The 25,894-nt window shown below is 62.5% G+C and carries 24 protein-coding genes; 10 read left to right on the top strand and 14 right to left on the bottom strand.

The features are described from left to right. Positions 1–34: 34 nt before the first annotated feature. From DOM67_RS09435 to DOM67_RS19990, 6 genes are all read right to left on the bottom strand, one after another. On the bottom strand, positions 35–1,411 hold the full coding sequence (locus tag DOM67_RS09435; protein ID WP_157958828.1) for a carbohydrate porin: 1,377 nt from the start codon (positions 1,409–1,411) through the stop codon (positions 35–37). Positions 1,412–1,625: 214 nt separating this feature from the next. Beyond that, positions 1,626–2,909, bottom strand: a complete 1,284-nt coding sequence (locus tag DOM67_RS09430) for an MFS transporter (protein ID WP_110675392.1) — start codon at positions 2,907–2,909, stop codon at positions 1,626–1,628. After that, positions 2,890–3,906, bottom strand: a complete 1,017-nt coding sequence (locus tag DOM67_RS09425) for an alcohol dehydrogenase catalytic domain-containing protein (protein ID WP_110675391.1) — start codon at positions 3,904–3,906, stop codon at positions 2,890–2,892. The genes DOM67_RS09430 and DOM67_RS09425 overlap by 20 nt, the downstream gene beginning before the upstream one ends. Beyond that, positions 3,906–4,724 (bottom strand): SDR family NAD(P)-dependent oxidoreductase, encoded by an 819-nt coding sequence (locus DOM67_RS09420; protein WP_110675390.1) that lies wholly within the window; start codon positions 4,722–4,724, stop codon positions 3,906–3,908. Before DOM67_RS09420 ends, DOM67_RS09425 begins: the two co-directional genes overlap by 1 nt. A gap of 10 nt (positions 4,725–4,734) precedes the next feature. Further along, positions 4,735–5,262, bottom strand: a complete 528-nt coding sequence (locus DOM67_RS09415; RefSeq protein ID WP_110675389.1) for a 2,4'-dihydroxyacetophenone dioxygenase family protein — start codon at positions 5,260–5,262, stop codon at positions 4,735–4,737. 102 nt (positions 5,263–5,364) lie between these two features. Beyond that, positions 5,365–5,607, bottom strand: a complete 243-nt coding sequence (locus DOM67_RS19990; RefSeq protein ID WP_198651776.1) for a hypothetical protein — start codon at positions 5,605–5,607, stop codon at positions 5,365–5,367. Between DOM67_RS19990 and DOM67_RS09410 the strand changes: the two genes are divergently transcribed. Then, positions 5,533–7,377, top strand: coding sequence for a sigma-54-dependent Fis family transcriptional regulator (locus DOM67_RS09410; RefSeq protein ID WP_110675388.1), 1,845 nt, complete (start codon positions 5,533–5,535; stop codon positions 7,375–7,377). The genes DOM67_RS19990 and DOM67_RS09410 overlap by 75 nt on opposite strands. A 236-nt stretch (positions 7,378–7,613) precedes the next feature. Here DOM67_RS09410 and DOM67_RS09405 read toward each other — a convergent pair whose 3' ends face one another. From DOM67_RS09405 to glnT, 5 genes are all read right to left on the bottom strand, one after another. Next, on the bottom strand, positions 7,614–8,945 hold the full coding sequence (locus tag DOM67_RS09405) for an ammonium transporter (RefSeq protein ID WP_110675387.1): 1,332 nt from the start codon (positions 8,943–8,945) through the stop codon (positions 7,614–7,616). A gap of 209 nt (positions 8,946–9,154) precedes the next feature. Next, a complete protein-coding gene (locus tag DOM67_RS09400) occupies positions 9,155–10,480 on the bottom strand; it encodes an FMN-binding glutamate synthase family protein (RefSeq protein WP_110675386.1) in 1,326 nt (441 codons plus the stop codon). Positions 10,481–10,493: 13 nt separating this feature from the next. Next, positions 10,494–11,180, bottom strand: a complete 687-nt coding sequence (locus tag DOM67_RS09395) for a protein glxC (RefSeq protein ID WP_232825197.1) — start codon at positions 11,178–11,180, stop codon at positions 10,494–10,496. Then, entirely contained in the window at positions 11,180–12,097 is a 918-nt protein-coding gene (locus DOM67_RS09390; protein WP_110675385.1) for a glutamine amidotransferase family protein, read from the bottom strand. The genes DOM67_RS09395 and DOM67_RS09390 overlap by 1 nt, the downstream gene beginning before the upstream one ends. A 53-nt stretch (positions 12,098–12,150) precedes the next feature. Continuing rightward, positions 12,151–13,485, bottom strand: a complete 1,335-nt coding sequence (glnT, locus tag DOM67_RS09385) for a type III glutamate--ammonia ligase (RefSeq protein WP_110675384.1) — start codon at positions 13,483–13,485, stop codon at positions 12,151–12,153. 673 nt (positions 13,486–14,158) lie between these two features. Between glnT and purU the strand changes: the two genes are divergently transcribed. The 7 genes from purU to DOM67_RS09350 all read left to right on the top strand — a co-directional run bounded on the left by purU (position 14,159) and on the right by DOM67_RS09350 (position 21,926). After that, positions 14,159–15,025 (top strand): formyltetrahydrofolate deformylase, encoded by an 867-nt coding sequence (purU, locus tag DOM67_RS09380; RefSeq protein ID WP_110675383.1) that lies wholly within the window; start codon positions 14,159–14,161, stop codon positions 15,023–15,025. Next, positions 15,022–15,942, top strand: coding sequence for a bifunctional methylenetetrahydrofolate dehydrogenase/methenyltetrahydrofolate cyclohydrolase FolD (gene folD, locus DOM67_RS09375; protein WP_110675382.1), 921 nt, complete (start codon positions 15,022–15,024; stop codon positions 15,940–15,942). The genes purU and folD overlap by 4 nt, the downstream gene beginning before the upstream one ends. Before the next feature lie 24 nt (positions 15,943–15,966). Beyond that, complete coding sequence (locus DOM67_RS09370; protein ID WP_110675381.1) at positions 15,967–17,208, top strand: FAD-dependent oxidoreductase; 1,242 nt, start codon at positions 15,967–15,969, stop codon at positions 17,206–17,208. A 33-nt stretch (positions 17,209–17,241) separates the two neighbouring features. Further along, positions 17,242–17,538, top strand: a complete 297-nt coding sequence (locus DOM67_RS09365) for a sarcosine oxidase subunit delta (protein WP_110675380.1) — start codon at positions 17,242–17,244, stop codon at positions 17,536–17,538. Continuing rightward, positions 17,535–20,483, top strand: coding sequence for a 2Fe-2S iron-sulfur cluster-binding protein (locus DOM67_RS20210; RefSeq protein WP_198651774.1), 2,949 nt, complete (start codon positions 17,535–17,537; stop codon positions 20,481–20,483). Before DOM67_RS09365 ends, DOM67_RS20210 begins: the two co-directional genes overlap by 4 nt. 1 nt (position 20,484) lies before the next feature. After that, the gene (locus tag DOM67_RS09355) at positions 20,485–21,195 is read left to right on the top strand and encodes a sarcosine oxidase (RefSeq protein WP_110675379.1); all 711 of its coding nucleotides are present in this window, start codon (positions 20,485–20,487) and stop codon (positions 21,193–21,195) included. A 113-nt stretch (positions 21,196–21,308) separates the two neighbouring features. Next, on the top strand, positions 21,309–21,926 hold the full coding sequence (locus tag DOM67_RS09350; protein ID WP_110675580.1) for an XRE family transcriptional regulator: 618 nt from the start codon (positions 21,309–21,311) through the stop codon (positions 21,924–21,926). Positions 21,927–22,826: 900 nt separating this feature from the next. On the opposite strand, the gene DOM67_RS19805 is transcribed toward DOM67_RS09350, so the two are convergent. The 3 genes from DOM67_RS19805 to DOM67_RS19795 are packed head-to-tail and all read right to left on the bottom strand — an operon-like array spanning position 22,827 to position 24,489. Continuing rightward, positions 22,827–23,537, bottom strand: coding sequence for a hypothetical protein (locus DOM67_RS19805; protein ID WP_157958827.1), 711 nt, complete (start codon positions 23,535–23,537; stop codon positions 22,827–22,829). 15 nt (positions 23,538–23,552) lie between these two features. Next, complete coding sequence (locus tag DOM67_RS19800) at positions 23,553–23,963, bottom strand: hypothetical protein (protein ID WP_157958826.1); 411 nt, start codon at positions 23,961–23,963, stop codon at positions 23,553–23,555. Then, entirely contained in the window at positions 23,953–24,489 is a 537-nt protein-coding gene (locus tag DOM67_RS19795; RefSeq protein ID WP_157958825.1) for a hypothetical protein, read from the bottom strand. Before DOM67_RS19795 ends, DOM67_RS19800 begins: the two co-directional genes overlap by 11 nt. A 519-nt stretch (positions 24,490–25,008) precedes the next feature. Here DOM67_RS19795 and DOM67_RS09335 point away from each other — a divergent pair. Both DOM67_RS09335 and DOM67_RS09330 read left to right on the top strand, forming a co-directional pair. Next, positions 25,009–25,215: a DNA-binding protein gene (locus tag DOM67_RS09335; protein ID WP_110675377.1), complete on the top strand. Its 207-nt coding sequence runs from the start codon at positions 25,009–25,011 to the stop codon at positions 25,213–25,215. Then, on the top strand, positions 25,212–25,894 hold a 683-nt coding region (locus tag DOM67_RS09330; RefSeq protein ID WP_157958824.1), incomplete at its 3' end, for a hypothetical protein. The genes DOM67_RS09335 and DOM67_RS09330, both read left to right, overlap by 4 nt.

Here is a 25,894-nt window from a genome sequence, read left to right as displayed (position 1 = left end):
GCGGGTTTTCCGATGAGACAGTGACTGTCACAGCTCAATCGGCTGCGCTCAGCCCCATGGCTTTGCCCAGATCGATGCCGAACTGCAGCGCCACCACGACTCCATCATCGTTGAGACGCGGGGCTGCCGGATTGAAGAAGTTGCTGGGGTTGATGATGTACTGCACCGAGGGCTCCAGGAACATGTAAGCCGGCAGGCCGAGATGGTAGTTCGTCTCGAGTCGAAACACGTCTCGGGAGCCCCGCTCGGCAGTGCCGCCATTGGCCACGCGGGCCTCGCGCTGCGCCTCGATCTGGCGACTGCCCAGGCGCGCGTAGCTGGCCTTGATGTTGGCCATGTCAGCGGCTCTATCGAAGGGCTTCAAGTAGGTGAGCCCGGTCTCGATGAACGCCTGGTAGGGTTGGTTATCACCGGGCGCCGCCTCTAGCGAACCGAACACCAGCAGCGCCTGGGGATCTTCGCTGCCGCCCCGGCCACCATCAGGACGCCAGAACGCCTGGCGGAACTTGAACATGGCACCGGCGGTGCCGCGGCCATCGCGCTCGCCGCTACGCGGGTCGTACTGATCACTGGTGTTGTAGAAACCGATGAGCTCGTAGCGGCCGGGATACGCCTCATCCGAGAAGGTCGTCTCGTGCCCTATCGCGGCAAGAATGCTCTCCCCCGCTGAATCCGAAGGGTTCCAGTCGAAGCCATGCCCCTTGTCCAGGTACTGCTGCGGGTCGGATTCGAAGACACCCAGTTTCAGACTCTTGTGGTTGCCGAGCTGAAGCTGCCCGAAGGCGCCCCAGGAGGCATAGGGTGGCGGCAGCGAGCCGGTCGCAAAGTCCCAGATGGGGTCATTGCACGCCACGACACTGGAGCAGTTGTTTTCGAAGAAGTAGCGTCGGGCATTGGTACGCCCCAGCACGGCTTTCAACCTCCCCCCAAAGTAGTTCTGCTCATAAGAGAATTCGGACAGATAGCCGCTGGAAATATCGTTGCGCGCCGGCGCTCCACCAAAATAGCTCCCCGCCGCCCCGGCATACGCAGGCGGCGTCGGCTGTCCGACGTTATGGTTGCCAGGGAAGAACGTATATTCCAGATGGAAGGTCGCATCGGGAATATTCAGCATCCGCTGCAGGTCGAAGTCGGCCCCTGCAAAGATATTGTTGGTGACGGCGTGGCTACCCTGTCTGGGTCCAGTAGAAGGGTTGCCGACCCACAGGGACCAGAGCGAGAGATGCGGCGTGATACCGGCAGCCTCCAGCCCACTGCCCAGATCGCTGAAGATGGGTTTTCCCTGGGTATAACGCGGCGCCTTCTGATTATCGTCGAGCCGCGCCGAGATTTCCGACTGCTGTGCCCAGGCATCGAACGAGAAAGCCATGATCACGGCTGCCGAGAGCATCGGCTTGGCCAGCGTCATCATGCGGGAGAGCGACGCGGGCCGAGCCTCGAGGCCGCGCTGGTGATTGGCGTGAAGACGTGCATAAGGTGAGGACATTATTATTATCCTTGTCATCGATTGAGTTGCGTTGAACGCAGCACTGACGAGCGCAAAAGTTTTCAAATACGGCCCGGGCTTTAGACATGCCCTAGGCTTTACGAAAACTCGGCGAGCGCCGGCAGTTTTCGCGCAAAACCTAGGCGAGCGCGGCCTGGGACCGCCGGGCCAACACCACCGGCGCCGTCTCCTCGAGCCCCATGGCGAGGAAACCGGCCACGACGCAGATAACGCTCATCAGCCAGAGCGGCGCCGCATGCCCGGCGATATCCGCCGCAGCCCCGGCCACCGTGGGCAGGATGCCGCCGCCGAGCACTTCACCCACCCCGCAGACGAAACCGAGCGCCGTGGCGATATAGCGCGGATCTACCGTCTCGGAGGGGACGATGGCCATGAACAGCGGGAAGATGCCGTTCAGTGACCAGCCGAAGAAGAACAGAATGGCGAGGATGAAGGCACTGCCCTGGAAGTACATGGCGCCCAGGGTCAGAATCAGCCCCATGAACGGAGTGATGATCATCACCGGCTTGCGACCGATCCGGTCGGAGATCCCGCTGACCACGAAGCTGCCCACGGCGGCGGAGATCCCCAGCACACCCATCAACCAGCCCATCTCCTGGGGCGAGTAGCCGCGCACGCTGGTGAGATAGATCGGCATGAAGGACCAACAGACCACCAGATAGCCGATCAGCAGGATCGCCATCAGCGAGCAGATCAGCATGTTCCGATGGGCGAGCATCTCGCGGATACTCGGCCGACGTGGCGCCGGCCGTTCGGCCACGGTGGCCGGCACCGATGCCGTGCCGGGCTCGCGCATCAACCACCAGATCAGCCCGGCGGCGAGCAGCCCGGGCACGCCGGCGAGAAAGAACGCCTCGCGCCAGCCGAAGGCCGTGGCGACGGCAACCAGCACCACCGGCGCGGCAAAGGAGCCGAGCAGGTTGGAGCCGAAGTTCTGCATCACCCCCATGGCCACGCCGCGACGCTTGGGAGAGACTTCTATCGCTGTCACCGTCTGCGAGATCGGCAGGATGGGCCCCTCGGCGATCCCCATGAGCAGCCGCGCACCGAGCAGCAGCAGGAAGGAGGTGGCGAGCCCGGTCAGGAAGGAGCAGAGGGAGAAGATGAGCGTGGCGATCACGAGAAAGATCTTTCGCCGCCCGCTGCGGTCGGATATCGCCCCGAAGATCAGGCCGGAAATGGCCCAGGTGATCGAGAGCGCAGAAGCGGTCAGGCCGATTTCGGTATTCGACAGCCCGAGATCGGGCTGGACGAACGGCATCAGAAAATTGAGCGCATTCCTGTCGAAGAAGACGATACCGAAGTTCAAGCTCAGCAGGCCCACCAGCAGGATCTGATAGCGGGAACTGCGGCGCGCATTGGGTGAAACGTCAGTCGTGATGTCAGCGTTGTTGTTGTTCATGGCTGATGAGCACCTTGCATTGGCGAGTACGGCTTTTCAGGGCCTCGAATACCGTTGGCACGTTGGCGAGCGGCACCGTCTCGGTGATCAGATGACGCGGTTCGACCGCGCCGGCATCGAGCACATCCAGGGCACTTTCGTATTCACGTCGGGAGAAGAAGGCAGCGGTCTGCAGGCGTATCTCCTTCGACAGAGCGGCGAAGGGCACGAACGCATCCGGCCGGGTGCAGAGGCCGAGAAGCAGAATGGTGCCGTGGGGCCTGACCTGTTCGATGGACTGGGCAATCAGCCCGGGCACGCCGGCACACTCGAAGACGATATCCGCCTCACCGCCGAGCTGGCGTGTGGCCGCGGCCACCGGCTCATCCGGCGCACAGACGAAGCCGGTAGCGCCCATCTCACCGGCCCGCGCCTCCTGATAACGGGCGATATCCTGGACCACCACCTGCTTTGCCCCGAAGCGGCGCGCCCAGAACGCGACCGCCAGGCCGATGGGGCCGGCGCCGATGATCAGCACGCGATCACCGGGGCGCATCTCGGAAAGGCGAACCCCGTGGAGCGCCACCGCCAGCGGCTCGACGATCGCCCCGTCACTCGTGCTCACGCCCTCGGGCAGCGGGATGCACTGGCGCGCTGCAGTGGCCGCATACTCGCCATACCCCCCACCCTCGAGCACCATCTGCTGACACCAGGCCGGCTCCCCGGAGAGGCAGGAGAGACAGCGCCCGCAGCTGCGAAACGGCATCACCGAGACCCGTTGCCCCGGGCGCAATGTCGTCACCTCGTTGCCGCAGGCGACGATCTCGCCGGCGTACTCGTGGCCCAGCACATCTCCAGGGCAGAGGCCGAACACGGCATCTTCGGTCATGTGCAGATCGGAGCCGCAGATGCCGCAGCGCTGCACCTCGACGACCACCTGGTCAGGGCTCGGCGTGGGGTCGGGCAGCTCCCGGATCTCCAGCGGCCGATGCAATTCGTTGAAGACGGCAGCACGCATCAGCCGACCCTCCCCAGTGAGGTCCCGCCATCGATGACCAGTTGCGCCCCCGTCATGTACGAGGAGGCATCCGAGGCCAGATAGAGGGCGAGCGCCTTGATCTGCTCGGGTTCCGCCAGTTGCCCCAGCGGCACCTTGGCATCCCAGCTCCGGCGCACCTCCGGATCCTTCAGCCAGCCGCCGCCGATATTGGTGACGAAGCCACCCGGCGCGATGGTATTGACGCGAATGCCGAACTCGGCGAGCTCCAGCGCCAGCTGGCGCACCATATGGGAGACACCGGCCTTGGCCGGCATATAGGGCAGCCCCACCACCGGCTCGGTGATGATGGCGGCATTCGACGAGGTGACGACGATGGCACCGCGGCGCTGGGGCTTCATGTAGGTCGCCGCCAGGCGCAGGGTATTGAAGGTGCCGGTCAGATTGATCGCGATCGTGCGATCCCAGCGCTCGGGGTCGAAGGTATCGACCTGCCCCTCTTCGTTGCGCCAACCACCCGGGTTCCAGAACCCGGCGCCGGGGTCGACCCCCGCATTGGCGAAGACGATATCCAGGCCGTCGAAGCCCCTTACATGAGCCTCGAACACCTCGGCGCTCTGCGCCCTATCGGCCACATCGAGGGCCTGTGCCTGCACCGTGAAACCCTGCTCCCTTAGCCTCGCCGCTTCACGCTCCGCGGCGTCGATATCGATATCCGCCAGGGTGACGCTGGCACCGTTTTCCGCCAGCACCTCGACATAAGCCAGCCCCAGACCCGAGGCGCCACCTGTAACCAGCGCCGAACGCCCCTCGACGCTGAACTGTTCGAAAAAGCGCATGGGCATTCCCTCACAGAAACAGCTGTTCGTTGATGGGAATGCCGTGGGCTTCGCAGTAGGTCACGTAGTGATTGATGAACCAGAAAACGTCCAGGGTCTCTGCCCATTCGCCCTGTTCATCGAAGAACTCATTCGCCCCCTGCATCCAGAACAGCGCCTTCATGCCGTTCGGCTCGTCAGTCACCAGGGTATGCGCCTGGCCGGGCATTTCGGTGATGAATTCGCCGGGGCCGCAGACCCAGTCGTACTCCAGATAGCGGAAAGTCCCCTCCATGCCCACTGCCCAGACCATGCCACGGTGGCGGTGCGTACCGATCACGCCCGGGCCCTTGATCCACAGGATATTGCAGTAGACGTTGTTGCGAACATCGAACGCGAGATGGCGAATTGCGGCGTTATCGCCAAAGGGAACCCAGGGGCTCTCCGCCTCCGAGAGTCCGACATAGCTCCCCTCGCGCCCGAAGCGATCCTGCATCGCTTTCATCGGTTCCGGTACTTCGACGATGCGATAAGCCGTGCTGGCAGGTGCGTTGGACATGGTCTTTCTCCTCTCATGATGGAATCGGTCTGCTTCCCATCAACACGGAGCAAGCCACATGCCATCGACGTACAGGCGTAGACCTATGTCTAGGTACGCCGTCTAAGCCGCCGCAAGATAAGCAAAAAACACCCCACTCAAAAGACCAATGGATAACGGCGGCACGTCGCGCATTTTATTAAGATTGATAAAATTCATCATTTTTATAAAAAACGACAGATGAAAATCGAAAATCACGCCCATTTTCTGCGACTTTGGTAGGGTAAATTCATGCCAAGGAAACTGCGTCTCTCGGAAATAACGGAAATAACTGATCAAGAAAAATCTATAAAAGATACGCTGCATGCCGGAGATCCGCCGACGTTATACGACCTGACAGAGAGCTTGCGATTTACGCCCAACGATGGCCGGATCTGGTTCGATACCCGCCGCATGTTGCTGTTCGGCGCCCACTCCTTCGGCGCCCTGCGGCGCGAGCTGATCGAAACCCTGGGCCCTGCGGGGGCACGCGACCTGCTGATGCGCGTCGGCTTCTCGGCCGGCGCCTCGGATGCCGCCTTCGTGCGCAAGCACTGGGCGGATAGCGACGATGCTGGGGTGTTGAGTGCGGGTGAGCGCTTGCACGCGGTGATGGGCATGGTGAAGGTCGAGACCATCCGCCGCGACCATGACATCCCCAACGGCACCTTCAATGCCGAGTTCCTGTGGCACGACTCCGTCGAGGCCGCCGAGCACCTCAAGGCGCACGGGCTCTCCGCGGAACCGGTGTGCTGGATGCAACTCGGCTATGCCAGCGGCTATGCCAGCGCCTTCTACGGCAAGCGCGTGATCTACCGGGAGCTCGAGTGCGCCGGCTGCGGCGCCGCGCACTGCCGGATCGTGGGGGAGACGACCAGTGAGCGCATGGAAGCGAACGACGATCTCGACTGGCTGCGGCTCGACCGCCAGCGGCTGCCGACCGCCGCAACATCGAGCCGAGCCACACGCCGGCCCCCCGCAGCGCCCTCTTCCGCGCCCCGGGGGGCCGCCACCAGGGCCAATGCCCCTGAAAGCAACGTCCCTGAAAGCAACGCCCAGCAGATCGTCGGTGTCTCGGCTGCTGTCAGCATCGCCCTGCAGAAGATCGAGCGGGTCGCCCCCACGCCGGCCACGGTGCTGCTCAACGGCGAATCGGGGGTGGGCAAGGACCTCTTCGCCAACGCCCTGCACCGCAGCAGCCTGCTGGCCGAAGGCCCCTTCGTCGCGCTCAACTGCGCGGCGATTCCCGATACGCTGATCGAAGCCGAACTGTTCGGCGTGGAGAAAGGCGCCTTCACCGGCGCCGAGCGCAGCCGCCCCGGGCGCTTCGAACGCGCCGACGGCGGCACTCTGTTTCTCGACGAGATCCCCTCGCTGAGCCTGGAAGCCCAGGGCAAGCTGCTGCGCACGCTACAGGATGGCGAGATCGAACGGGTCGGTGGCAGCCAGCCGATCCGGGTCGACGTGCGTATCGTCGCCGCCGCCAACAGGGATCTGTTCCAGGAGGTGCAGGCCGGGCGCTTCCGCGAGGACCTCTACTACCGCCTCAACGTCTTCCCGATCCGACTGCCGCCACTGCGGGAGCGACGCGACGATATTCCGCTGCTGGTCGAGCACTTCTCGCGCCACTACGCCGAGCGCTACCGGAAAGCGATCACCGGCCTGACGCGCAAAGCCTCCGATGCCCTGCTCGCCTACGACTACCCCGGCAATGTGCGCGAGCTGCAGAACCTGGTGGAGCGCGGGGTGATCAACGCCCTGGATGGCGGGCCGATCGACGCCTTTCATCTGTTCGAGGACGCCGGCTTCTCCTCCAGCCCCGGCGCCAAGCTCAGAATCAACGCCGCGGGCGATCTCGAGACCGCCGAGCGCGAAGCTGTCTCGCTACCCCGTTCCCCGGGAACCCCTACCGCGAGCCACACCGAAGACGCCGAGAAAGAGCGGGAAATACAGCGACTCGAGCGCGTGCTCGGCAATGCCGAAGGCAACGTCTCCCGGGCCGCCCGCGACCTGGGCATCACCCGGGCCAAGCTGGCCTATCGGCTGCAGAAGCTGGGGCTGGATCCCAGTCGGTACCGGTACCCCAATGACACATGAGCGGGGACGCGATGTGCTGCCGACGAGATGAGGTGAATTGGCCTGGCGCTGATCAGCAAAGCCGCTGAGGCAGGCGCGTGGCGGCCTGTGGGTAGGTAGCCTCACGCCATGTGAGGCATGGCAACATGCCTAACGGAGGGTCACTTGTTGGACCGGATCGTCGATAGCGCCCTCCTCCACTCATGAGCAAGAGACGCAGGTAGCGGACCTTGCCCGCCACCCGCGCCCCTGCCAGCTCAGGCGCCTTTTTGCTCGGCCATCACGCCGCCCCCAGCGGCGGCAGAGCGCCTGCCCGGACCAGACGTGCCGGTCTCCTGGGCGCTCGCCGCAACGAACTCTGGATAGGCCAGCATGCCGCATTCATGCAAGTCCATGCCCTCCAGCTCTTCCTGCTCGCTGACACGTAGCCCCACTACTGCCCGGATAACCCATAGGACGGCAAAACTAGCACCGAACATCCAGGCGAAGATCACCACGGTGCCGATCAATTGCACGGAGAGCGTCGCCTCGGGGTTGGAGAACAGCACGGCCAGGATGCCCCAGATGCCCGCCGTGCCGTGCACGGAAATGGCGCCCACTGGGTCATCGAGCTTCAAGCGATCCAGGCCCACCACCGACATCACCACCAGAGCACCACCCACGGCGCCGATCAGCACCGCCAACCCCGCCGACGGCAGCAGCGGCTCGGCGGTGATGGAGACCAGCCCGGCAAGGGCACCATTGATGATCATGGTCATGTCGGTCTTGCCGAACATGGCGCGTGATACCAGGGCCGCGACGACCATGCCGGCGGCCGCGGCGGAGTTGGTGTTGACGAAGATCCGCGCCACCGCGTTGGCGTCGTCGAGGCTGGCGATCTTGAGCATGGAGCCACCGTTGAAGCCGAACCAGCCCATCCAGAGGATGAACATACCCAGCATGGCGATCGGCAGGTTGGCACCGGGAATGGCCCGCACCTCGCCCTTCGGCCCGTAACGCCCCTTGCGCGGGCCAACCAAGATCACCGCTGCCAGCGCCGCCGCCGCGCCCGCCATGTGCACCACCACCGAGCCGGCGAAGTCCTGGAAGCCCATGGCATCGAGGAAACCGCCGCCCCACTTCCAATAGCCTTCCACCGGATAGATCACCGCCACCATGACCACGGCGAAGATCAGGAAGGGCCACAGCTTCATGCGCTCGGCGATCGCCCCGGAGACGATCGACATGGTCGCCGCCGCGAACACCGCCTGGAAGATGAAGTCAGCCATGCCGGAATAGTAGGGCGCGCCTTCCCCAGCCGAGATGTCCGCCAGCGTATTGTCCCCACCGAGCATGAACTGCAGGCCCGGAATGACGCTACTGATCGCCTCGGACGGATACATCACGTTGTAGCCGACCACCAGGAACACCAAACAGGCGATGGCGTACAGAAGGGCGTTCTTGGTCAGGATCTCTACCGTGTTGCGAGACCTCACCAGACCCGACTCGAGCATGGCGAAGCCGCAGGCCATGAACATGACCAGGGCCGTACACATCAGAAAGTAGAAGGTATCCAGGGCGTAGCCCAGTTCCAGGGTCGCATCTATCATTGTCAGTGCCTCTTAGTTGTCATTGTTCGTATCAAGAGTCGACAACCGGATCGCGGTGTTGCCGGGCAAGCCGGTCGACGGCGTTCTTGCGGGCGTCATCGGGCGTTACTATCTAGCGCTATCGATGGGGTAAGGTCGGTGCGCCTGAGCGCCGAAGGCATCTCTGCCCCCGGTGCTTGACGGTGGTCATGCAGGCATATCGGAGTCGCCTAGAAACGCTGCCCGGGGACCCAGTCGGTGCCAGCCAGCGGCACCCGCGCCATGGCCGCCGCTTCGACGTTGAGGGCCACCAGGTCCTCGGGCTCCAGATGATGAAGATGCGACTTGCCGCAGGCCCGAGCGAGGGTCTGGGCTTCCAGAGTCAGCACCCGCAGGTAGTTGGCCAGGCGCTTGCCGGCCGCCACCGGATCGAGGCGCTGGCTCAGTTCCGGGTCCTGGGTGGAGATGCCCGCCGGGCACTTGCCCTCCTGGAAGTCGTCATAGAAGCCGGCAGCCGAACCCATTTGGCGATACTCCTCATCGTAGCGCGGGTGGTTGTCGCCCAGCGCGATCAGGGCCGCCGTGCCGATGGCGACCGCGTCGGCACCCAGGGCGATGGCCTTGGCCACGTCGGCGCCGTTGCGAATCCCCCCCGAGACGATCAACTGCACCTCGCGATGCACGCCCATCTCCTGGAGTGCCTGGGCTGCCTGGGGAATGGCCGCCATGGTCGGAATGCCGACGTGCTCGATGAACACTTCCTGAGTGGCCGCAGTGCCGCCCTGCATGCCATCGAGCACCACCACATCGGCCCCGGCCTTCACCGCTAGCTTGACGTCGTAGTAGGTGCGGGTGGCGCCAACCTTGATATAGATCGGCACCTGCCAGTCGGTGATCTCGCGCAGCTCGGCGATCTTGATCGCCAGGTCATCGGGGCCGGTCCAGTCCGGGTGGCGACAGGCGCTACGCTGGTCGATGCCCTTGGGCAGGGTGCGCATCTGCGCCACGCGGTCGGAGATCTTCTGGCCCAGCAGCATGCCGCCGCCGCCGGGCTTGGCGCCCTGGCCCAGCACCACCTCGATGGCATCCGCCTTGCGCAGGTCGTCCGGGTTCATCCCGTAGCGCGATGGCAGGTACTGATACACCAGCTTGGTCGACTCACCGCGTTCCTCGGCGGTCATGCCGCCGTCGCCGGTGGTGGTCGAGGTACCGACCTCGGAGGCGCCGCGGCCCAGCGCCTCCTTGGCCTGGGCGGACAGGGCCCCGAAGCTCATGCCGGCGATCGTCACCGGGGTCTCGATGACCAGCGGTTTCTTGGCGTGGCGGGTGCCGAGCGTGACCCGGGTGTCGCACTTCTCGCGATAGCCCTCGAGGGGGTAGCGCGACATGCTGGCGCCGAGGAACAGCAGATCGTCGAAATGCGGCACCTTGCGCTTGGCGCCCCAGCCGCGAATATCGTAGATCCCGGTCTCGGCGGCGCGCTGGATCTCGTGGATGACGTCTCGGCCGTAGGTGGCCGACTCCCGCAGCGTGGGGTTGGAACTGTAATCGGTCATGGCAGGCTCCTGATCAGTAGGCCGAGGCGTTGTCGACTTTGAAGTGGTAGAGTTCGCGAGCCGACCCGTAGCGCCGGAAGTCGGCGGGATCTTCGTCGATACCGGCCTGCTCGAGCAGCGCGGCCAGCTCCTCCTGATGCTCGGCGCGCATCGGCTTCTCGATACAGTCGGCGCCGAGCGTGCCGACCCGGCCCTTGACGTAGAGACGCGCCTCGTAGATCGAATCCCCCAGTGCATCGCCGGCATCGCCGCACACCACCAAACGCCCGGCCTGCCCCATGAAGGCGCTCATCGGGCCGATATTGCCTTTGACCACGATGTCCACCCCCTTCATGGAGATGCCGCAGCGCGCTGCGGCATTGCCCTCGATGATCAGCAGGCCACCGTGTGCCGTGGCCCCGGCCGACTGGGAAGCATCGCCGGTGACGCGCACCGTGCCGGACATCATGTTTTCCGCCACGCCGACCCCAACGTTGCCATGCACCGTGACGCTGGCACGCTGGTTCATGCCGGCGCAGTAGTAGCCGGCATGGCCATCGATATCGACACTGATGTCGTCGTTCAGCCCGCAGGCGATGTTGTGCGCACCGTCGGTATTGGTGACCCGCCACTCGCGGATGTCGCTGAGCATCTCACCATCGTGCAGCGACTGGTTGAGCGCTCGCAGGCTCTGTTCGGCAAGATCAACGGTCTTCATCATCATGCAGCCTCCACCTTGGCGCCATCGTGTTCCCAGACATAGATCGTGGCCGGCTCGGGCTCCCAGACCCGGGCCTGCTGGATACCCGGCAGCCCGGCCAGGGCGCGGTACTCCGATGCCATGGCCACGTAGTCCTCGGTCTCGGCGATCACCGCTGGCTTGCAGGAGATCGGATCGCGGACCACGGCGAAGCCGTCACGGGTACCGATGGCGAACGTGAAGAAGCCATCCAGATCCTTCAGGGCCCCCTTGAGCGCCTGACTCAGGGAGTCTCCCTTGGCCAGACGCCAGGTCAGATACCCCGCCGCCACCTCGGAGTCGTTATCGGTCTCGAAGACGATTCCTTCCCGCCGGAGCTTGTCGCGCAGACGGTTGTGGTTGGAGAGCGAGCCGTTGTGCACCAGGCACAGATCGAGCCCCGTCGAGAAGGGATGGCTGCCCTGCAGCGTCACCGCACTCTCGGTGGCCATGCGGGTGTGCCCGATGGCGTGGCTGCCCTTCATGCCCTTGAGGTTGAAGCGCTCGGCGATGGTAGCTGGCAGTCCCACGCCCTTGAGGATCTCGATGCTCTGGCCCGCGCTCAGCACCCGGACCCCGGGCGCCTGCTCGGCGAGCCAGGCGCGCAGCTCGGCCTCAGGGGCGGCCAGCTTGAAGACCGCCACGCTGGCGTTGCGATACCAGTCGTCGACGCCAGCAAAAGCCGCGCCCAGCCGGTCGGCCAGATTGGCCCAGTCGTAGTCGGCGTCATCGCTCTGCAGCGTCAGCTTGATGCCGGCGTCGTACTCGTCGCCGTAGATCGAAAAGCCGGCGCTGTCCGGCCCGCGCTCGGTCATGGCGACCAGCATCGGCTCGAATAGCGCACCCAGGCGGCTCTCCCACGACGGGTTCTTGAGGTAGAGCCCCACGATTCCACACATAGCATTGTCCTCTCTGCGCTCGCCGTTCGCGGCGAGTTCGGGTCTATCGTTGATCAGAAGAATTCGGCGTAGCGCTCGATCTCCCAGGCCGAGACCTGGCGGCTATAGGCGGTCCACTCCTCGCGTTTGACGGCGATGAACTCGTCGACCAAGCCAGGTCCGATCACCTCGCGCAGAACGGTGTCCTCCGCCAGGGCGTCGATGGCCTCCTTGAGCGACTGGGGCAGAATGCCGATGCCTTCCTCCCGGCACTGCTCGGCGCTCAGCGAATACAGGTTGATGTTGTGCGCCTTGCCGGGGTCGAGTTGGCGGTCGATACCGTCCAGGCCGGCGGCGATCAAGGCGGCGTGCACCAGATAGGGGTTGCAGCCGGCATCGGGCAGGCGGAACTCCAGGCGGCCGTAGGGCACCCGGACCATCGCCGAGCGGTTGTTGTCGCCATAGGCGATGAACACCGGCGCCCAGGTCGCGCCACTGTTGGAGCCGCCGTTCACCAGCCGCTTGTAGGAGTTGACGGTGGGCGCAGCAAAGGCACACAGCGCCGGTGCGTGATGCAGCAGCCCGGCCAGGAAGTGGTAGGCGGTGCGCGACAGGCCCAGCCCCTGGGGATCGCTGTCGTCACCGAAGACGTTGTGTCCGTCGCCATCGCTGATCGAGAGGTGGAAGTGCATGCCGTTGCCTGGGCGATCGGCATGCGGCTTGGGCATGAAGGAGCAGACCATGCCGAGATCGTTGGCGATCTCGCCGGCCGCCATGCGCACGAAGGTAAAGCGGTCCGCCGAGGTCAGCGCATCGCTGTAGGTGTAGTTGATCTCGAACTGGCCATTGGCGTCCTCATGATCGATCTGGTAGACGTCGAAATCGACCGCCTGGAGCGCCTCCACCAGGCGTTCCAGGAACTCGCGGGAACGCGATAGTCCCTTGTAGTCGTAACAGGGCTTGGCCAGGGTATCGCTATCGTCGACCGCCAACAGCTCACCCTCCGGCCCACGCTTGAACAGCGAGAACTCCGGCTCCAGCCCGGTGTTCAGCGTCCAGCCCTTCTCTGCCAGTCGTTCCAGCTGCTTGAGCAGCACCACGCGGCTGTCGTACTCGTAGGGCTGATCGTTGACATGACCGTTGCAGACCAATCGCGCGTATCCCGGCTGCCAGGGCACCAGCGACAAGGTCGCGAGATCGCCACGGGCCATGAAGTCAGGTCCGTGGGGCTCCATGCCCAGGCCACTGACCGCGAAACCGGCGAAGCCGGCGCCCTTCTCGACCACATCCATCAGGCAGTTGGCCGGCACCGACTTGGTCTTGGCAGCGCCGTGGATGTCCACGAACTGAGCGAGCAGGTAGCGGACATCGTGCTCCTCGAGTAGTTGCTTGGCGGCTTCAGGCGTCATGTCAGGTCTCCTTCATGCGTGGCGAGTACCGGGAACGACATGGCGCTCTCCTGAGCCATCGGACTTTGCCGACGCCATGCAGGCTACGCCACGCACCCAATTCCCATCAAGAAATTTTATTTCTCTTTAAGAAAGCACCTTGCATGCCAGAACCGCTGCGGCGCCCGATAAAATTCACGGTAGGGCCGCTAGGAACCTGATTTACAGGCAGTAAAAAGTTTCTGCTGTGGGTTCTGGCGGTCGTCTCTGCTCTCGCTCTCCTGTCTCTGCCACCTGCATTGACCTCGCCATCGCCTCACGACGGTGCAAGCAGCGCCCTGACGCACCCTTATCGCTCAAGCCGAGGCCCCACGCTCTCGTCCTCCGGCCCAGGGAGACGTGCCTCATCGGCCGAATGAAAACCGCAACTACTTGTTTATCAGGGATTAACGGGCGTTTCCGGTATACACCCAACGATATGGCACGACGAAACTGGCAAGCTTGTTGCTTGACTAAAGGGAATCTTTTTTTCTTTTCAGGAAAACTCGATTACCGCATCATCTGGCCCGGAGAGCCCTTCGAGATCACCGAGACACCCGAGCGCATCGCCAAGGGCCGAGCCCGATATCCACTGCCGGGGCGCCAATACCGACACCCCGGCCACGTCCCGCCCAAGACAAGAGGAAGGCAACACATGGTCCCGACAGACGACAGCTACATCATCAAGATCTCCTGCCCCGCCACTTCCGGCATCGTCGCCGCCGTGACCTGCTTTCTCACCGAGGGACAGTGCTATATCAGCGAGCTCGCCCAATACGACGACGAGGCGCTAGGCCGCTTCTTTCTGCGCGCCAAGTTTCGCTTCAACGACGGCGTGAAGGGCGATATCGAGACACTCAAGGGCGACTTCGCCGGCGTCGCCGAGGACTTCGACATGGAGTGGGCCATCTATCACGATGCCCAACCCATGCGCGTGCTGCTGATGGTCAGCAAGTACGACCACTGTCTGGGCGACCTGATGTACCGGCAGCGCAAGGGGGAGCTGGACATGGAGATCACCGCCATCGTCTCCAACCACCTTGATCTGCGCCCGATGGCGGAGCGTGAAGGCATCCGTTTCGTCTACCTGCCAGTCACGCAGGACTCCAAGGCGCGCCAGGAACAGGCGCTGATGGAGATCGTCGAGGAAACCGGCACCGAGTTGGTGGTGCTGGCTCGTTACATGCAGATCCTCTCCGACGACCTGTGCCAGAAGCTCTCCGGCCGCGCGATCAACATCCACCACTCCTTCCTGCCCGGCTTCAAGGGCGCCAAGCCCTATCACCAGGCCCATGAACGCGGGGTCAAGCTGATCGGCGCCACCGCCCACTATGTAACCTCGGACCTCGACGAAGGCCCGATCATCGAGCAGGAGGTCCAGCGGGTCGATCACACCTATCGCCCCGAGGACCTGGTCGCGGTCGGCCGCAATACCGAGACCGTCGCCTTGTCCCAGGCGGTCCGCTACCACCTTGAGCATCGTGTCTTTCTCGACCAGAACAAGACGGTGATCTTCCGATGAGTACGACAACGCCCGAAACGCCCCTGACGACATCCATCGATGGCAAGGCCTGTGCCGAGCGCGTGCTCGACGAGGTCGCCGACGACGTCGCCCGTCTCGCCGACGAAGGCATCATCCCCGGCCTGGCCGTGATACTGGTGGGGGAGGATCCCGCCAGCCAGATCTATGTGCGCAACAAGATCCGCAAGGCAGAAGCGGTCGGTATCCGTTCGCTGGAGTACCGCTTCGACGACACCCTGCCCCAGGCGGAACTGCTCGCGCTGATCGCCCAGCTCAACAACGACCCCGAGGTCAACGGCATCCTGGTGCAGTTGCCGCTGCCGGCAAATATCGACGAGGCATCGGTGATCCAGGCCATTCTGCCGGCCAAGGACGTCGACGGCTTTCATCGCCAGAACGCCGGTGGGCTCTGGCAGGGGTTGCCCTCCTTGGCGCCCTGCACGCCCACCGGCTGCCTGCGGCTGCTGCGCGAGACCTGCGGCGAGCTGACCGGCAAGCACGCGGTGGTGATCGGCCGCTCCAACATCGTCGGCAAACCCATGGCCGCGCTGCTGCTCGATGCCGACTGCACGGTGTCGCTGCTGCACTCGAAGAGCCGCGACGCCGCCGCCCTGTGCCGCCAGGCCGATATCATCGTCGCCGCCGTGGGGCGCCCCGGGATGGTCGATGCCAACTGGCTCAAGCCCGGCGCCGTGGTCATCGATGTGGGCATCAACCGCATCGAGTCCGAGACCGGCGGCGAACGCCGTACGCGCCTGGTCGGTGATGTCGACTTCGCCGCCGCGAGCCAGGTGGCATCCGCCATCACCCCGGTGCCCGGCGGGGTCGGGCCGATGACCATTGCCTACCTGATGCAGAACACCGTCACCGCCACGCGGCTACAGCGCCACCAGGCGTCCGCCGCAGAACCGGCCTGAGCGACCATCTCCTGGGAGTCCCCCATGCCTTTCGCCTTACTGAAGTACGGTCTGTCGTCCGACTATCCCGCCGAACAGGATCTGCCACCGCCCAAGGCGCTCGCCGCCAGCTATGACGTGGTGATCATCGGTGGCGGTGGACACGGCCTCGCCATTGCCTACTACCTGGCCAAGTACCACGGCATCACCAAAGTCGCGGTGCTGGAGAAGGCCTACCTCGGCGGCGGCAACACCGCGCGCAACACTGCGGTGATCCGCTCCAACTACCTGACCTCTGAAGGGGTCCGCTTCTATGCCGAGTCGGTGAAGCTGTTCCAGAACCTCTCCCACGAGTTCGACTTCAACATCATGTATTCGGAACGCGGCCAGCTCACCCTGGCCCACACCGATGCCACGGTGCGCGCCTTCCGCCAGCGGGCCGAGGTCAACAAGCATTTCGGGGGGCGCACGGAGATGATCGACCGCCAGCAGATCGCCGAGCTGGTGCCGACGCTCAACCTCGACCCGGGCCATCTGCCGGTGCTCGAAGGTCTCTGGCACCGGGATGGCGCCACCGCACGCCATGACGCCGTGGCCTGGGGCTACGCCAAGGAGGCGGCCAAGCGCGGCGTGGAGATTCATCAGTTGACCGAGGTCGAAGACCTGATCATCGAAGGCGGGCGCCTCACCGGCGTCAAGACCAACCGCGGCACGGTGCGCTGCGGCTGCGCGGTACAGGCCGTGGCCGGCCACAGCTCGGTGCTGGCCGCCAAGGCCGGCTTTCGCCTGCCGATCGTTTCTTACCCGCTGCAGGCCATGGTCACCCAGCCGGTCAAACCGTTCCTCGACCCGCTGGTCAGTTCATCGGCGCTGCACTGCTACGTACAGCAGACCAGCCGTGGCGAGGTGGTCTTCGGCGGCGGCTCTGATCCCTACCCGCTCTATGCGACCCGCTCGACGCTGGAGCTGAAAGAGAGCCTGATCGCCAGCGCCGTCGAGATGTTTCCTTTCCTGGCCAAGGCCCGGCTGATGCGTCAGTGGGGCGGGATCACTGACATGACCCCGGATTACAGCCCGATCATGGGCGAGAGCCCCGTCGAGAACTATTACCTCGACGCCGGCTGGGGCACCTGGGGCTTCAAGGCCACGCCGATCTGCGGCCAGACCATGGCGGAGCTGATCGCCGGCGGGGGCAAGGTGCCGGAACTGATCCGCCCGTTCCATCTGGCGCGTTTCGCCAACTTCCAGCAGGTCAACGAGATGGGCGCCACGGCGGCCAGCCACTGACGCTTCACTGCAGACCGAACGGGACATCACACCATGAAGATCCTCCACTGCCCGCTCAACGGGCCACGCAACATCAGTGAATTTATCTACGGCGGGGAGTTGAAGACGATGCCCGACCCAGCCACCTGCAGCGACCGCGAGTGGGCCGACTACGTCTTCTATCACGACAACCTGCCGGCGGTGGTCACCGAATGGTGGTTTCACAGCGCCAGCGGCTACTGGTTCCTGGCCGAGCGCCACACCCTGACCGATGAAGTGCTACGCACCTTCGACCCAGGCGAACTGTTCCGCCAACGCGTCGAATTTGCCCACGCGGAGACCCCCTCATGAGCCGTTACGAACCCCTGGATGACGCCGCCGACGCTGTCGCGTCACGCCTCCCCGCCCCGATGGGCAGCCTGATCGACCGCGAACGCCCGGTGCGCTTCACCTTCGAGGGCGAGACCTATCGCGGCTTCGCCGGCGATTCCATCGCCAGCGCCCTGGCCGCCCACGGGCGCCTGGTACTGTCGCGCTCGTTCAAGTACCACCGCCCCCGGGGCGCGCTGACCCTGGCCGGGCAGGACGCCAACACCCTCGTGCAGTTGCCCGACGAACCCAACGTACTGGCCGACGCGCGCCGTCTCGAGGACGGCCTGTCAGTCACGGGTCAGAACTACAGCGGCAGCCTCGATCATGACCGCGACATGAGACTCGGCAAGTTCGCCCGTTTCATGCCGGTAGGCTTCTACTACCGCGCCTTCTACAAGCCCAGGGGCGCCTGGAAGCGCTGGGAGCCGCTGATCCGCCGCAAGGCGGGTCTCGGGCGCTTCGACCTCGACGCTCGCGGCGGCTATCACGACAAGGCCTACCTGTTCACCGATGTCATGGTGGTGGGCAGTGGCCCGGCGGGGCTGAGCGCTGCGCTCACCGCCGCCGAAGGCGGTGCCCGGGTGCTGCTGGTCGAACAGCAGCCGCAACTCGGCGGCTCATTGACCTATGCCCGCTTCGATATCGATGGCAGACGCGGCGAGCGCCTGCGCGACGAGCTAGTGAGTGTGGTGGCGCGCCACCCCAGCATCCGCGTCATGTGCGACGCCACCTGTAACGGCTGGTTCACCGATAACTACCTACCGGTGATCCAGGGTCGCCGGATGTTCAAGGTGCGTGCCAAAGAGTGCATCGTGGCCTCGGGCAGCTTCGATCAGCCGGCGATCTTCCGCAACAACGACCTGCCGGGGGTGATGCTGGCCAGTGCCGCCCAGCGGCTGATGCGTCACTATGCGGTCAAGCCGGGCCGGCGGGCGGTGGTACTGACCGGCAACGACGACGGCTACCTGGCGGCACTCGACCTCCACGAGCAGGGCGTCGAGGTGGCCGCCCTGGCCGATATGCGCCCGTCGCCCGAGAACCCGGCCCTGGCCGAGGCTCTCGCCGCAGTGGGCATTCCCGTGCGGGCCGAGCAGACGGTCTACGAGGCCCTGCACGACAAGTCCCTGCACCGGGTGACCGGCGTCGAGCTACGGCGCATCGTCGGCACCGGCGATGTGGCCGACCAGGGCCAGCGGATCGACTGCGACCTGCTCTGCATGACCGCCGGCTACATGCCGGTTTACCAGTTGCTGTGCCAGGCCGGCGGCCGGCTGCGCTACGACGACGAGGCCGCCGAATTCTCGATCAGCGGCCTGCCCGCCCACCTGCACATCGCAGGCTCGGTCAACGCGCTGCACGACCTCGACCGCGTCAGCGAGGATGGCGTATGTGCCGCCACCGAGGCGCTGCGCGCGCTGGGCCATGATGTCCCGATGCCGCAGCGCTCCGCGCCCGCCCCGCGGCGGGTCAATCATCCTTGGCCGATCTTTCCGCATCCCAAGGGCAAGGCCTTCGTCGACTTCGACGAGGATCTGCAGATCGAGGACATCCTCAACGCCACCCGCCATGGCTACCGGGACGTGCAACTGGTCAAGCGCTTCTCGACGGTGGGCATGGGGCCCTCGCAGGGGCGCCATTCGGCGCTGCCCACCGCCAGACTGGTCGCCCGGGCCACCGACCGCAGCGTCAGCGAAACCGGCGTCACCACCGCCCGGCCACCGTTCACCGCCGAGACCCTCGGCCACCTCGCCGGGCGCGGCTTCGATCCCTTCCGCCTGACACCGATGCACCGCCGCCATGAGGCATTGGGTGCGCACATGATGCCGGCCGGCCACTGGCGCCGGCCCGCCTACTACCCCGCCACCGACGGCAGCCTGGCGCGGGAGCGTTGCATGCAGGAGGAGGCGCGCCAGGTGCGCGAGAAGGTCGGCATGATCGACGTCTCGACGCTTGGCGGGCTCGAGATCCGCGGCCCGGACGCCGCCGAGTTCATCAACCGGCTCTATACCTTCGGCTTTCTCAAGCAGCCGGTGGGCCGCACTCGCTACGCGGTCATGACCAGCGAGCAGGGCGTGGTGATCGACGATGGCGTGTCGTGCCGGCTGGCCGAGGATCACTTTTACGTGACCGCCACCACCAGCGGCGTGACCAACGTCCATCGCAGCATGCTGCAGTGGAACGCCCGCTGGCGCCTCGACGTGGATATCGCCAACGTCACCTCGGCGTTCGCCGCCATCAACCTGGCCGGGCCGCTGTCGCGCCAGGTGCTGGAGACGCTGTGCGACAGCGTTGACCTCTCGGCTGAGGCCTTTCCTTATCTGGAGCTGCGCACCGGCCATGTTGCCGGCATTCCGGCACGCCTGCTGCGGGTCGGCTTCGTCGGCGAACTGGGCTACGAGATCCATGTGCCTTCGCGCTACGGCGAGGCCCTCTGGGACCGGCTGATGGAAGCCGGCGCCGCATTCGGCCTGCGGCCGTTCGGCGTCGAGGCCCAGCGCCTGCTGCGCCTGGAAAAGGGCCACGTGATCATCGGTCAGGACACCGACGGCATGAGCCATCCAGAAGAGATAGGGCTGGGCTGGGCAGTCAACCGCAAGAAGCCGTTCTTCGTCGGCCGCCGTGCCGTGGACATTCTTGCCGCTCAACCACAGAAACGCCGACTGGTCGGTTTCCGGCTGCCGGCGTCCAGCGCCAAGCCCCGGGAGGGACAACTGGTGCTGGAAGGCGAGACCATCACCGGCAACGTCACCTCCTGCGAATATTCGCCCACGCTTGGCGCAGTCATCGGCCTGGCCTATGCCGCGCCGGAGAAAGCCGCGCCCGGCAGCCAGATTACCCTGCGCGTCGACGGCGGCCAGGAGATCACCGCCGAGGTGGTCGCCCTACCCTTCTTCGACCCCGACAATACTCGCCAGGAGCTCTGAGATGACCACACAAAACGCGACCACTGGCCTATCGCGCCCTCCGCTCAATGGCCTGCATGCCGAGCGCCCTCGCGTCGAGTGGAAGCAGCTGGACGATGCCGAGACCCCGGCACGCTTCTCCGGCCCAACCGACGAAGGCTTCCGCCTGGACCACTGCGGGTTGGCTGACCTCTCGGCGCTGCCGCGCTTCGGCCTGCGCGGCCCTCAGGCCGCCGCCGCACTGGCAGAACGCGGCTATCGCCTGCCCGATGAGCCCAATCGCTGCCGGATTCAGGACGACGGCAGCCGGCTGGCCCGACTCTCCTCCACCGAGTATCTGTTGCTGGGCAGCCTCACGGACGCTGGCCAGCGCGTGTCCATGACCGCGCAAGATTGGGCAACGCTGCCCCCCGGCTGTTATCCGTTACCGCGTCAGGACAGCCACGCCTGGCTGGTGCTCACCGGTGCCAGTACCGCCAGGGTGATGGCCAAGCTATGCGGCGTCGATCTCGATGCAGCGGCGTTCCCGGCAGGGCATATCGCCCAGACCTCGGTGGCCCGAATCGATGCCATCGTCATCCGCGATGCCTTGGGCGAGCTGCCCTGCCTGCACCTGCTGATGGATAGTGCCTCGGCGGCCTATTTATGGCCGGCCCTGCTCGATGCCATGCAGGAGTTTGACGGCGGTCCACTAGGCCTTGCCGCTCTGTCCGCAGCCTGCACATCCGACTGACTGCGCCCTTTGCCCGGTGTCCATCATCAGGCACCGGGCGCTTCAGGTCCCGCTTTGGGCCTACCTCTGGCACAATTGACGGAGTTCCCAATGTCGACGAGGCCATGACCGTCATGAGCGATTCCATCACCACCGACAGGCGCGAGACCCGCCTGCGTCTAGAAGAACATATCGCTCGAGCACTCAAGCAGAAGCGTATCTCGCAGGGATACAAGATCTCCGATGTGGCAAGGATTGCAGGGCTTAGCCAGGGCATGATCAGCAAAGTCGAAAACGCCCAGGTGTCGACCAGCCTCGATACCCTGAGCCGGCTGTGCAACGCCATCGACTTACCCATCTCCAAGTTGTTCAGCGATTATGACCAGGTCGGGCGAGGCGCCCAGCATGTCAAGGCCGGCGAAGGCATGGAAGTCGTCCGTACCGGTACCGAAGTGGGGCATACCTACCAGTTGCTTAGCTATCTCCAGGGACCCAAGAAGCGCTACGAGCCCTTCCTGATCACCATGGACGACGCCAGCGAAGTCTTCCCCAACTTCAGCCATGCCGGCCACGAGTTCATCTACCTGCTTAAGGGCCGGCTGACCTATCGTCACGGCGAGCAGTTCTACGACATGGGGCCAGGCGACAGCCTGGCTTTCGATGCCGCAGTCCCTCATGGGCCGGAGAAACTGCATGAAGTCCCTCTGCAGCTGCTATCCATCATCCATTATGACGACGACGAACAAGACTGATCTCCCCGCGAGACCGGCAAACTCCAGGTACAACTCCATGGAAGCGCCTAGCCAAGCGACCGATGTCTTGAACCATTCGGCATCCACTGCCCATGATCTATGACACACGTCACACCGCTGATAACGCCGTAAACAGGGCTCTCTTGCGAGTAGTGCCTAAGGCGGCGTGTCTCCTAAGCCGCCCGTAAACTGAGCATCACTCGCGCCAGGCCCGCCCATAGACTGCAGGAGTTGGAAGCGAAGCCTGGTCGGTATCGGTATCCCAAGGACACATGAGTGCGGTATGGGCTTCGGAGAAATAAAACGCATTGGATTAGCGCCGATCAACTGAGTCACTGTTTGCGGCGCGTGGCTGCCATTGGGTAGGTGGAATCACGCGAAGAACAGGTGTAGGCAATGCCTGGAAGGGTAGCAGAGAGCCGTATCGGGAAGCGCTATATCACCGATCCGATGTCGGGCTCGGTAAAGATAGAGCCCATGAGCCGAGGGATTATGAGAGCTGTAAAAAGCCTGTCACTGGCCGTCTTTATCAGCATAAACAGTCAGTTAGGAAAACTGAAACCGTCAACGAACGTCTATAGGCGTCAACGCCGTTGACAGTTGGTTGACACGTCTACAGGTAGGACCCCCATGATGATAGAGATGTAAACCGGCTGATTTTGAATTCGAATGCGAGAACGTCAGTGGCTGTCTATGCCTCAAAAAACAGCCACTTACGTAGCTCTTAAACCGTCAACACACGTCTCTAAGCATCAATGCCGTCGACGGTTGGTTGACACCTTCGAAGTTGCAACACATTGTATAGCACTGCATTTTCTTGCAGCAGGTGCAACTCTTCTTTCAAGTAAGAAAAGCCAAAACGACACTTCAAACCAAGAACCAACTTGGTTTATATTAAACTCAGCCAAAAATCATAAAAAAAACACCACCCTTGGCATCTGAGCTCAAGAAAGCCGCATGGACAAAAATATAAACAGAGTATAAAAACACCAAGCCTGTGATGTACCAGTAAGCCCTTTTCCTACTGGCCGCAATTTTAGCATCCCCTTGCTTTATCCTCTCCCACTCATTCTTGTATGCGATTCTTGAAAGCTTTGTGATATGCCGATTCTTCCACCTCGCCCTATAAGCCACATCCTTGTCATATTTAGAGTCTCCAATCTCCATATAGGAAACAAGCTTTGAAATATGCTTCAAAAGCATAGCAAAGCATTCATCTCTTGAATTGAGCTCAATCTTTAGTTTGTGCCAGCGCTTAACAAGCTCTCTATGATTTTGCCTTTTTATATCTTTCTCTCGTTTAACCTCCTCTCGAAACCCATTTTTAGTTTCCTCTGAAAGGCCTTCCCTACGCGCCCCTGTTAACTTTTCCAGGTTTATAGATATAGCCCTTTTACAACGCCTCTGGGCATAGAAATAAGATATCAATTGAGCAGTTTCTTCTTTTAGCTCTTCTAGCCACTTCACCCTAATATCTGTAATAGCAGAGTCTTTTGAGTTTAGCGAAACTATATAACTAAACAATCCAGCCACGACTGCAGCAACCACGAAAGCTAAATCTTTAGGCTCAGGCCACATTCCTGCAACACCCTGTTCAAGAGTAATTTTCAACCTTTTTTTCTTCTTTTAGAACTCCCTACTATTCAGCTCTTTCAAAATATCGTCTAAAGTATCATCCACTCCCATAGCCTGTCTACGAGCCATCTCAAACAGCTTCGCGAGCTTATCAGTATATTCATTTGGCTTTAAATTCAAACCTTGAGGGGCACCGTTCAATTCAGTGTCTTTGGCTCCATCTACTTCTTCGCCCTTCCAGTTAAGAACACTCACCCTATATGAAGGCATAGCCGCTCTAGCAATGGCAACTCCGAACATGTTATCAGTGCTAATATCCTCAATTATAACCGTGCTTTTCGGAAAAGAAACCTTAAAGGAGTTTGACTTCAGCGTCCCTCCAACTTCTTTCCAAGCAACCAAACCTGACTCTGTTTTTCCAACCAAAGAGTCCACAATCGCCTTTATTTTTTCATCCGACATTACCACCACCTCCGGATTGTTTAATCCTTGTCAAAATACCATTTAGTGCGTCTACGTGATCGGCCAGCGCGGGGTTTCTAGAAACCAAATCCTCAATTGCCAGCTCTTTTGCATCTAAATCAGTGTTCCTCACTACCTTAGTGCTCACCAACCTTTCCAACAAACTTATCTCAGCTATTATTTCCTGCACTTTCAACTTCTCATCCTCTAATACCGAAACTATATCTCCAGACATCAGAGTTACCAACTTAGCCCTAAGCATTGTATACTTAAACAAAACCAGCTCATAAGAAACATCTTTAACACCATGCAACCCTTTTATTTCATTGAGAGCCCCTATAATCATACCCAGGTCACTTGCAGAGTCACTTTCCTTAAGCCTACTTGTCACTCTACCTGCAGTTTCTTTTATTTCTGCCTCGGCTCTTTGTGCAGCTTCTTTTGATGCGAGCGCGACAGCTACCGTCCAAGCAAAGCCAATGACAGAAACAACCACTCCAATAATTGAAAAGTAGCCTGAGAACAAACCACTCCCTATGACATTATTTATGCCGGCCACAGCTCACCCCTACACAATGACTTTTATTAGCTATCCTTTCCCCGCCCAACACTAATTCCCTGTTCCCCGGTACCAGCGCGCCGTTACCTGTCTCGCGACTCTGTATCCGTTCCGGTCGGCTTCAGCCGATCTCGTGTTCTCTCTAGCTCAGGCGTGGTCTGCACGATTTCCTCGCTCATGTCGGCACCTGCCAACCAAGCCGCGTAATGAGGAAACCGCTTCAACACCGCCAATAGGTTTTCCTTCGAACAGCTACCACCATTCTCGATTCTCTCAAGTGACCGCGCGTTGATACCCGCAGCCTCTGCGAACTCCTTCCTGCTCAGCCCCTCAGCTTCTCGGATTCCCCGAATTTTTTCGCCAATGTCGGTTGACACTATACGCAACCCTGCGTAGATTCAGCTTTACAGGCTACGCAACCTTGCGTAACCCACCTTCTCTCATCAAAAAAAGCCTATCACAGACCAACAAAGGCGGCTTACGACAATGGAACCCAGCAAATCGCCCCAGGTCCCGGCCATCGTGCCCCTGATGACCAAAGAGCGCTTCTCGCTACTCACGGGCCTCTCCATCGACATCATCGAGGGGCACTTGCGCCGTGGTTACCTGCCCTCTTACAAGCTGGGCCGCCACCGCATGATCAACATCGCCCTACTCCAGGCCGAGCTGCTGGAAGGGGATGACTGGGGATGATCCAGGTCACGTTCGCCAACCTCGTCGCTGATGACCCAGCCAAGGGCACGGCCTTTTACCTCGACGGCGAGTTCGCGGGGGTCATCCGTAAGCACACCGCCCCCACGGCAGCCCACGCCGTCGACTTCCATCGCGCGTTCTGGCGCCCTACCCGTTTTCTTGAGGCTCGCGGCCATGTCGTCGTCGCTGATCGATCCGCTGCCCTACGTCTTGTGTCTCGGCTTGCTCTACGTCTGGCTTACCGGCAACTGAGGTCTCGCGCTCGGGCTATCGTCAACTCGCCCTGCGCCAGCACCTTCTATCGCCGCTTACTGGGCGACACCGACTTTCAGCGTCCACTGGCTCGCGTGCTGATCGATCAGCGCACCTGGAATGACCCCAGCCAGGGCAACGGCTCCCGCGATCTCGTGTTCACTCCTGAATGCGCATCGCCTGAGCCCGTGCCTACTGTGCCCGCCGCCAAGGTCGTCTATCGGGTCTTCCCTGCCCGGACCTGGAACCTTGTTTGCTACACCGATGGCACCTATCGCCGTGTCACCGCCGCCGACATTCAGGCCGGGGCTGATCCATGCCCCACCGATACCGCGTTCCCCTTCGCCCAGGGTGCCGCTGCTGCTTCCCCCGCCTCGCAGTCAGACGACATCCCCTGGGCGCTTTTTCTTCCCCCGACCGTGGTGCC

The sequence above is a fragment of the Salinicola sp. RZ23 genome, from assembly GCF_003206675.1.
Taxonomy (GTDB): Bacteria; Pseudomonadota; Gammaproteobacteria; order Pseudomonadales; family Halomonadaceae; genus Salinicola; species Salinicola endophyticus.
This window is presented reverse-complemented; position numbering and strand designations above follow the sequence as displayed.

Excerpts from the sequence above, each read along its gene's own strand:
- DOM67_RS09435 (WP_157958828.1), bottom strand. The coding sequence starts at position 1,411 with ATGATGACGCTGGCCAAGCCGATGCTCTCGGCAGCCGTGATCATGGCT.
- DOM67_RS09430 (WP_110675392.1), bottom strand. The coding sequence starts at position 2,909 with ATGAACAACAACAACGCTGACATCACGACTGACGTTTCACCCAATGCG.
- DOM67_RS09425 (WP_110675391.1), bottom strand. The coding sequence starts at position 3,906 with ATGCGTGCTGCCGTCTTCAACGAATTGCATCGGCCGCTGGAGATCCGG.
- DOM67_RS09420 (WP_110675390.1), bottom strand. The coding sequence starts at position 4,724 with ATGCGCTTTTTCGAACAGTTCAGCGTCGAGGGGCGTTCGGCGCTGGTT.
- DOM67_RS09415 (WP_110675389.1), bottom strand. The coding sequence starts at position 5,262 with ATGTCCAACGCACCTGCCAGCACGGCTTATCGCATCGTCGAAGTACCG.
- DOM67_RS09410 (WP_110675388.1), top strand. The coding sequence starts at position 5,533 with ATGCCAAGGAAACTGCGTCTCTCGGAAATAACGGAAATAACTGATCAA.
- DOM67_RS19990 (WP_198651776.1), bottom strand. The coding sequence starts at position 5,607 with ATGCAGCGTATCTTTTATAGATTTTTCTTGATCAGTTATTTCCGTTAT.
- DOM67_RS09405 (WP_110675387.1), bottom strand. The coding sequence starts at position 8,945 with ATGATAGATGCGACCCTGGAACTGGGCTACGCCCTGGATACCTTCTAC.
- DOM67_RS09400 (WP_110675386.1), bottom strand. The coding sequence starts at position 10,480 with ATGACCGATTACAGTTCCAACCCCACGCTGCGGGAGTCGGCCACCTAC.
- DOM67_RS09395 (WP_232825197.1), bottom strand. The coding sequence starts at position 11,180 with ATGATGAAGACCGTTGATCTTGCCGAACAGAGCCTGCGAGCGCTCAAC.
- DOM67_RS09390 (WP_110675385.1), bottom strand. The coding sequence starts at position 12,097 with ATGTGTGGAATCGTGGGGCTCTACCTCAAGAACCCGTCGTGGGAGAGC.
- glnT (WP_110675384.1), bottom strand. The coding sequence starts at position 13,485 with ATGACGCCTGAAGCCGCCAAGCAACTACTCGAGGAGCACGATGTCCGC.
- purU (WP_110675383.1), top strand. The coding sequence starts at position 14,159 with ATGGTCCCGACAGACGACAGCTACATCATCAAGATCTCCTGCCCCGCC.
- folD (WP_110675382.1), top strand. The coding sequence starts at position 15,022 with ATGAGTACGACAACGCCCGAAACGCCCCTGACGACATCCATCGATGGC.
- DOM67_RS09370 (WP_110675381.1), top strand. The coding sequence starts at position 15,967 with ATGCCTTTCGCCTTACTGAAGTACGGTCTGTCGTCCGACTATCCCGCC.
- DOM67_RS09365 (WP_110675380.1), top strand. The coding sequence starts at position 17,242 with ATGAAGATCCTCCACTGCCCGCTCAACGGGCCACGCAACATCAGTGAA.
- DOM67_RS20210 (WP_198651774.1), top strand. The coding sequence starts at position 17,535 with ATGAGCCGTTACGAACCCCTGGATGACGCCGCCGACGCTGTCGCGTCA.
- DOM67_RS09355 (WP_110675379.1), top strand. The coding sequence starts at position 20,485 with ATGACCACACAAAACGCGACCACTGGCCTATCGCGCCCTCCGCTCAAT.
- DOM67_RS09350 (WP_110675580.1), top strand. The coding sequence starts at position 21,309 with ATGAGCGATTCCATCACCACCGACAGGCGCGAGACCCGCCTGCGTCTA.
- DOM67_RS19800 (WP_157958826.1), bottom strand. The coding sequence starts at position 23,963 with ATGTCGGATGAAAAAATAAAGGCGATTGTGGACTCTTTGGTTGGAAAA.
- DOM67_RS09335 (WP_110675377.1), top strand. The coding sequence starts at position 25,009 with ATGGAACCCAGCAAATCGCCCCAGGTCCCGGCCATCGTGCCCCTGATG.